At 43.3% G+C, this 616-nt stretch carries 1 pseudogene; it reads right to left on the bottom strand.

Features of this window, described 5'->3' with window-relative positions:
* Positions 1-616: pseudogene (locus tag R7Q48_RS28705) on the bottom strand (ATPase); the annotation flags it as partial.

Here is a 616-nt window from a genome sequence, read left to right as displayed (position 1 = left end):
TGCTCAGGAGAGTAGGTTCGACAAGCTTTTGTTTCGTCATTTTCTTTGAAAAACTGTTGCAAGGCAGAGATTACTTGTTCTGCCAGTTCATTATCAGACATCGAGTGATAGTCGTGTAAGAAACCTGCTTGGTAATTGCTCATCTGATTTTCGATATGAGCACGTAGCAATTTGTGCTGGTCCAAGATTTGGCTATAACTGAGCAAGTCTTCTTTGCAATTACGTAAGATAAACTGCGTCAGCTCTTTTTGAGCCGTATTAAAAAGGACGTTATCTGGTAGAGGCTTGGTCAAACAATGATCCAAACGACCTTCATTGACGGCCGTGAGTATCGCCTCAATATCTGAAGAGCAACTGATGAGAATTTTACGAGCGCGCTCGGTGTGCGGTGTTTTGTCCAGCCCAATGAGAAAATCCACACCATTAAAGTGCGCGTGATGGCTGGCGATCACTAACGCGACAGTTTGTTCTCTTTCTTCAAGATATTCCAACGCGCTTTGCGCTTCTTCTATCGACTCGACAGAAAAAATATCAAACTTGCTAGAGAAAGCCGACAGTTCCAATCGAAACTGCTCTGCACTGATTGGATTATTGTCGAGACACAATACAGCGTAAC

This window comes from Vibrio sp. 378, assembly GCF_033339435.1.
Note: the sequence above shows the minus strand (reverse complement) of the source record. Positions and strands in the feature narration are given on the sequence as shown.